At 67.2% G+C, this 6,165-nt stretch carries 4 protein-coding genes; 2 read left to right on the forward strand and 2 right to left on the reverse strand.

What is annotated here, in order from left to right; genetic code table 11:
• Positions 1-141 precede the first annotated feature (141 nt).
• Both ACIPIA_RS08725 and ACIPIA_RS08730 read left to right on the forward strand, forming a co-directional pair.
• Positions 142-1,311: a glutathionylspermidine synthase family protein gene (locus ACIPIA_RS08725; RefSeq protein ID WP_400508604.1), complete on the forward strand. Its 1,170-nt coding sequence runs from the start codon at positions 142-144 to the stop codon at positions 1,309-1,311.
• A gap of 66 nt (positions 1,312-1,377) precedes the next feature.
• On the forward strand, positions 1,378-2,259 hold the full coding sequence (locus tag ACIPIA_RS08730) for a VOC family protein (RefSeq protein ID WP_400508605.1): 882 nt from the start codon (positions 1,378-1,380) through the stop codon (positions 2,257-2,259).
• Positions 2,260-2,315: 56 nt separating this feature from the next.
• On the opposite strand, the gene mdoH is transcribed toward ACIPIA_RS08730, so the two are convergent.
• Together mdoH and ACIPIA_RS08740 are read right to left on the reverse strand one after the other, a co-directional pair.
• Complete coding sequence (gene mdoH, locus ACIPIA_RS08735) at positions 2,316-4,514, reverse strand: glucans biosynthesis glucosyltransferase MdoH (protein WP_400508606.1); 2,199 nt, start codon at positions 4,512-4,514, stop codon at positions 2,316-2,318.
• A complete protein-coding gene (locus ACIPIA_RS08740; protein ID WP_400508608.1) occupies positions 4,490-6,037 on the reverse strand; it encodes an OpgD/OpgG family glucan biosynthesis protein in 1,548 nt (515 codons plus the stop codon). The genes mdoH and ACIPIA_RS08740 overlap by 25 nt, the downstream gene beginning before the upstream one ends.
• Between the last annotated feature and the right edge of the window lie 128 nt (positions 6,038-6,165).

Here is a 6,165-nt window from a genome sequence, read left to right on the forward strand (position 1 = left end):
ATTCGACGACGAGCGGGCGCGGCGTGACGGCGGCCTTCGCTGCCGGCGCGCGTGGCGGCAGCGTCGCGACGACGAGCGTGTCCTCGCGCGGCGGCTTCGGCTCGACCGCGCGCTCCTACTCCTCGCATTCCTCGTCCTGAGATGCGTCGGGTCGCCCTCCCAGCGCGCTCCGACTGGACCGCACAGGTCGAGCGGCTCGGATTCGCCTTCCACACCATCGACGGCGAGACTTACTGGGATGAAAGCGCGGCCTATGCCTTTACGCTCGAGGAGATCGAGCGCGACATCGAGGGGCCGACGGAGGCGCTCGAGCAGCTCTGCTTCGCCTTCATCGAGAGGGCGCTCGACCACGAAGAGATCCTGACCAAGCTCGCCATCCCGGCCGAGCATTGGGACTACATCCGCCGCAGCTGGCAAGGCGGCGAGCGCAACCTCTACGGACGCCTCGACCTCGCCTATGACGGGCGGGGCCCCGCCAAGCTGCTCGAATACAATGCCGACACGCCGACGGCCCTGTTCGAATCGAGCGTGGTGCAATGGGACTGGCTGGAACAGGCGATGGCGCGGGGCGCGATCCCGAAAGGCTCCGACCAGTTGAATTCGCTGCACGAGCGGCTGGTCGCCGCATTCGCGGCCCTGCGCGAGCCGTCGCCCTACCGGCTGCATCTGACCTGCGTGCAGGGCAGCGCGGAGGACAAGGGCACGGTCGACTACCTGACGGATTGCGCCGTGCAGGCCGGGCTGGATGCACGCTTCACCTATATCGAGGAGATCGGCCTGCTCTCCGATGGACGGTTCTGCGACGGCGCCAACCAGCCGATCGACACGATGTTCAAGCTCTATCCCTGGGAGTGGCTGTTCCGGGAGAGCTACGGCCAGGCGCTCGCCGGCTCGCGCTGCCAGTTCATCGAGCCGCCCTGGAAGGCATTGCTTTCCAACAAGGGGCTGCTCGCCTGCCTCTGGGAGATGGAGCCCGGCCATCCCAATCTGCTGCCGGCCTTCTTCGAGGGCGATCCTCGTTGCGCGACGCTGTCGGCTCGCCGCGTCCGGAAGCCGCTCTATTCGCGCGAGGGCGCCAATGTCACCCTGATGGAGCGCGACAAGGTGCTCGACAGCGACGATGGACCCTATGGCGCCGAAGGACACATCCTGCAGGATGCCGCACTCAATCTCTTCTCCCGTGACGGCAACTATGCCGTGCTCGGCTCCTGGCTCGTCGCCTCGCAGGCCTGCGGCCTCTGCGTCCGTGAAGACGCCTCGCCCATCACCAAGAACACGTCGCGGTTCCTGCCGCACTACATCGAGCCTTGAGGCACATGACCGCGTCGTGAAGTGTTGCTAGCCTTGGGGTCCTGACGCCTGTCGAAAGAGCCTGCCATGCCTGCCACAGCTTCCACCCCCCGCGGCCTCGACCATCTCGTCATCGGTGTGCGCGACCTCGATGCCGCCGGCGCCTTCTATGAAAAGCTCGGCTTCCGCGTCGGTGCCCGCAACCGCCATCCCTGGGGCACCGAGAATCGGATTGTCCAGTTTCCCGGTTCCTTCCTGGAATTGGTGACCGTGGGGGACGAGGGGGCGATTCCCGCCCATGGCGAGCGTCGATTTTCCTTCGGTGCCTTCGTCCGCGATGCGCTGGCGCAGCAGGGCGAGGGGCTGTCGATGCTGGTTCTGGAAAGCGCCAACGCCAAGGCCGATGCAACTGCGTTCCAGGCAGCGGGTATCGGCGACTTCGAGCCGTTCTTCTTCGAGCGGCAGGGGAAGCGGCCCGACGGCACGCAGGTGCGGGTCGCCTTCGAGCTCGCCTTTGCCGCCGATTCGCGCGCGCCGGAATGCGGCTTCTTCGTCTGCCAGCAACTGGAGCCGCAGAATTTCTGGAATCCCGATTTCCAGCAGCACCCGAACGGCGCGAGCGCGTTGACCTCGGCCGTGATGCTCGCCGAGGAACCGGCCGTACACCGCGCCTTCCTGGCGACCTTCAGCGGCGGTGCCGAGGTGCTGGAAGGCAACGAGGATTACGTCCTTGCCTTGCCGCGCGGGCGGATCGACGTGCTCGACCCCGAGGCGGCCCAGGGTGCCTACAGCGTCGAGCCCGACACGACGCCGGCCCGCTTCCTCGGGTTCTGTGTCGCGGTGCCGGATCTCGATGCGGTGGAGAAGCGGCTGACCGCAGCCGAGATACCGTTCCAGCGCGGCGAGGAGCGTCTCTTCGTCGAGCCTGAGCACGCCTATGGCTGCATGATCGCCTTCGAGCAGGGCTGAGCAGCGAGGGGCAAGCCGCGCCGGCAAAGCGACGGCGCGGCTCAGGATGTCCGGTATCAGGCTTTCGTTTCAGTCGGCGGCAGCGAAGCGAGCAGGCCGATCAGTGCGCGATCGTGCAGCACGACCATGCGTTCCTTCGGTTTCAGCCAGATCGCTGCATCGTCGACGGTCTCGGCATCGACGAGCTTGGCCTGCGCCACGGCCCGGTCGGGTTCGATCTCGCCGCGCCGGCGCACCTGGCCGTAGGGCAGCATCAATTCATGGGCGTGCCGCAATTCCGGATCGGCATGGAGCGCCTTGATCGCGTCGGCATCGTCGAAGCCGGCCTTCTCGAACTCCGCCTGCAGCTCGTTGGCGCGGAGCGCGATCGCGGGCGGAGCGCCTTCCTCCGGCGTCAGCAGCAGCTTGTGGCGCTTCAGCCAGAGGCCGATCGCGAGCTGGCCTGATGCCCAGGATAGCGGGATCGCCAGAACGAGACCGACGATCGTCGGCGACATCCAGGCGAAGAGCGATGTCGCGATCATGAAGGCCGAGAGGCCGGTCACCAGGCCGAGCACCGTATGGGTCCGGTGACGGCGAATGATGTCCTTCAGCGGGATCGAGCCGTCGTCGCGGCGCTGCGGATTCCAGCCGGTGTCACGCCCCAGCAGGATCTGGAAGACCGAGCCGGACTGGATCAGCATCATGATCGGCGCGAAGAAGGCCGAGAACAGCACTTCGATCAGCGCCGAAAGCACGAGGCGGACAGCGCCGCCACCGGCGCGCCGCAGCTTGTTGTTGAACAGCGTGAGCAGGAGGCCGAAAAGCTTCGGCGCGAGCAGGATCGCCATGGTCATCGCGAACAGGCGCAAGGCGCGCTCGGGGTCGAACCGCGGCCAGACCGGGAAGAGCGTGAATTCCTGCGTGAAGTACTCGGGCCGGGCGTAATTGACCTGCAGCACGATCAGGATACCGACGACCAGCTGCATCAGCCAGAACGGCGAGGCGAGATAGCCCATGATGCCGGTCGCGAAGTGCTGCCGCGTTGCGAGGACGAAACCCTTGGCGCCCATGATGCGCGAATGCTGGAGGTTGCCCTGGCACCAGCGCCGGTCGCGCACGGAGATGTCGATCAGCGAAGGCGGGCTTTCCTCGTAGGAGCCCGTCAGGTCCGGCAGCATGTAGACCGACCAGCCGGCGCGGCGGATCAGCGCCGCCTCGACGAAGTCATGGCTCAGCACATGGCCGCCGAAGGGCGGCTTGCCCTTGAGGTCGGGCAGGCCGCAATGATCGGCAAAGGCCTTCGTGCGGATGATCGCGTTGTGGCCCCAGTAGTTGCCGTCGCGGCCGGACCACATGGCGAGCCCGGTGGCGATGACCGGGCCATAGACCCGCGCCGCGAACTGCTGCAGCCGCGCGAAGAAGGTGTTGCGGTTGATGATCAGCGGCAGCGACTGGATGATGCCGGCATCGGGGTCGGCCTCCATCGCGGCGGCGAGGCGCACGATGCAGGTTCCCGTCATCAGGCTGTCGGCGTCGAGCACGACCATGTGCTCGTAGAGGCCGCCCCAGCGCGTGACGAAGTCGGCGATGTTGCCGGCCTTGCGGTGGTGGTTCTTCGGGCGGTGGCGGTAATAGACCCGCGAATTGGGCCCCAGCCGCTGGCGGAGTGCCAGGAAGGCGCGTTCTTCCGCAACCCAGACATCCGGGTTCGTCGTGTCCGAGACGATGAAATAGTCGAAATGGTCGCCGAGTCCGGTCGCCTCGACCGATTCACGGATGGCGGCGACGGCCGCGAAGATGCGCGCCGAAGACTCGTTGTAGATCGGCATCACGACGACGGTGCGGTGCCTGAGGCTTTCGGCCCGCTCCGCCCTTCCGGCGCCGAACAGCACGCCGAAGAAGCCGAGCAGGGCACTCGTGAAGGCAAGCGCGATCCACGAGAAGTTGATCGTGAACAGCACCAGCAAGGCGTACTGCAGCGAGGTCGTGCGGCTGACCGACACGACATTGTACATTTCCCAGGCGCCGAAGGCGGTCAGCGCGAAGCCGCCGCCGAAAACGAACAGCCGCTTCAGCCACGGCGTCGTCCAGTTGCGCGGCGCGGCCGGCGTGCGCCGTTCCGAGGCGTTCCAGCTCCGGAACGACTGCACCGGCATGATCAGCCGGTCTTCGGGCGGCGTCGCCGGCTCGTGCGCAGGGTTGAAGCTGCTGCGTGCCTCTACTTCCGCTACGTCCTGGCGGGTGGCGGTCACCACGTCCATCGATTCAACCATGTTTCGGAGACGGGTTGCCCGCCCGCCTGCAGGACGAGCCTGAGCTCGGAAAGCGCATCATTGCCGGGATCGACCTCGAAGCCGACGCGCATCATCTTGCGCTCCGGATAGGGCCAGAGACGGACGCCGTGGACCGCGCCGGGCTGCGCCGTCACGGTCGCCCGCGTCGCGGCGATCAGCGCCGCATCCGACAGCCGGTCGCCGGTGAATTCGACGATGAAGCGGCGGCGACGGCCCTGCGAGCCCTTGCCCTGGCGGGTGCGGGTTGCGATCGCCAGCGGCGGCCGTTCCGGTGGCTGCCAGCACCAGGCCTGCCGGTAGCTGATCGAGGTTTCGCTGCCCGCGGCCAAGGGCTGCCGAGGGCGCCAGTATGTGATGATGTTCTTGTTCGGCTCAGCATCGCTGGGGATCTCGATCAGCTGGACCGAGCCGGCGCCCCAGTCCGCCAGCGGCTCGTTCCAGACGCTCGGCCGGAGCTCGAAACGCTGGTCGTCATCCTGGAAGGCGGAGGGGTCGCGCTCGCGCTGGACCAGGCCGAAGCCTTTCGGGTTCTCGTCGACGAAGGAGGAGACCTGCAGCGTGGCGGGATTGTTAACCGGCCGATAGATCCACTCGCCGCTGCCCGACCACATCTGCACGCCGGACACCTCGCCAATCGACGGCCTGACGTCGTCGAAGGTGCGCCGGCTCTGCGGCCCGGAGAGGAAGGTCGCGCTCGTGCAGCCGAAGCCGACATGCTCCAGCGCCTGGCGGGCGAACAACGTCATCTCCACGTCGATATAGGTCACGTCGCCGGGCCGGAGCGTCATCCGGGCGGCTCCGGTCACGCTCTCGGAATCGAGCAGCCCGTGGATGACAAGCGAATTGACGGCCGGGCTCGGCCGCTCGATCCAGAAGGCGCGGAAGAAGGGCAGCTCCTCGCCGCGCTGCTCGCCCGGGCGCAGGATGAGCGCCCGCGACATCGCGCCGAAATTCTGGCCCCGGGCCAGCGCCCGGAAGAAGGTCGCGCCCTGGAAGATCGCGACCTCGAAGGGACGCTCGAGGCCCGCCGCGATGCGCATGCCCGAAAACTGCAGGTCGCCATTGCCCGGAGGCGCCGCAACCCGGCCATAGTCGAAGCGGGCCCGGTCGAAGGCGACGCGGCGCACGGTGTCGTCCTCGACGGTGAACAGGCTCACCGGATTTGAGAAGACATAGCCGCGATGCAGCGGCTCGACGGTGAAGCCGCGATTCTCGCCGGCCCAGATCGTCGCCTCCGGGCGTGTTCGAATCCCGGCGAACTGGTCCGCCGGCAGCGTCGCGTAGCCTTCGGGCAGGTCTGTCGCCGTCAGAGGGATCAGCGGCTTCTGCGCCAGCGTGCGTGCGGCGTCGACGACCAGTGCCGCGTCGAAGCGCTGCCCCTCGGCAAGGGAGGGAATGTTGAAGGCGGCCGCGCCGGTCGGCGCCTGCGCCGCGGCTGGACCGGCAAGGGACAGGAGGGCCGCGCCGCTGGCGGCGCCCTCGAGAAACTGCCTGCGATTCAAGGGTTTCGACATCGTATCCAAACTGCGCGGGCGACGCCCTCGCCCTCCGCGCTTCTAGAGCATTTCCAAGTCGGCTGAAAAGCGTTTCCGCGTAGGAAAACTATGCTGCCTGAACGTGAGCCGAACGG

It is taken from the genome of Allobosea sp. CER48 (assembly GCF_044752385.1).
In the GTDB taxonomy this organism is placed as follows: Bacteria; Pseudomonadota; Alphaproteobacteria; order Rhizobiales; family Beijerinckiaceae; genus Allobosea.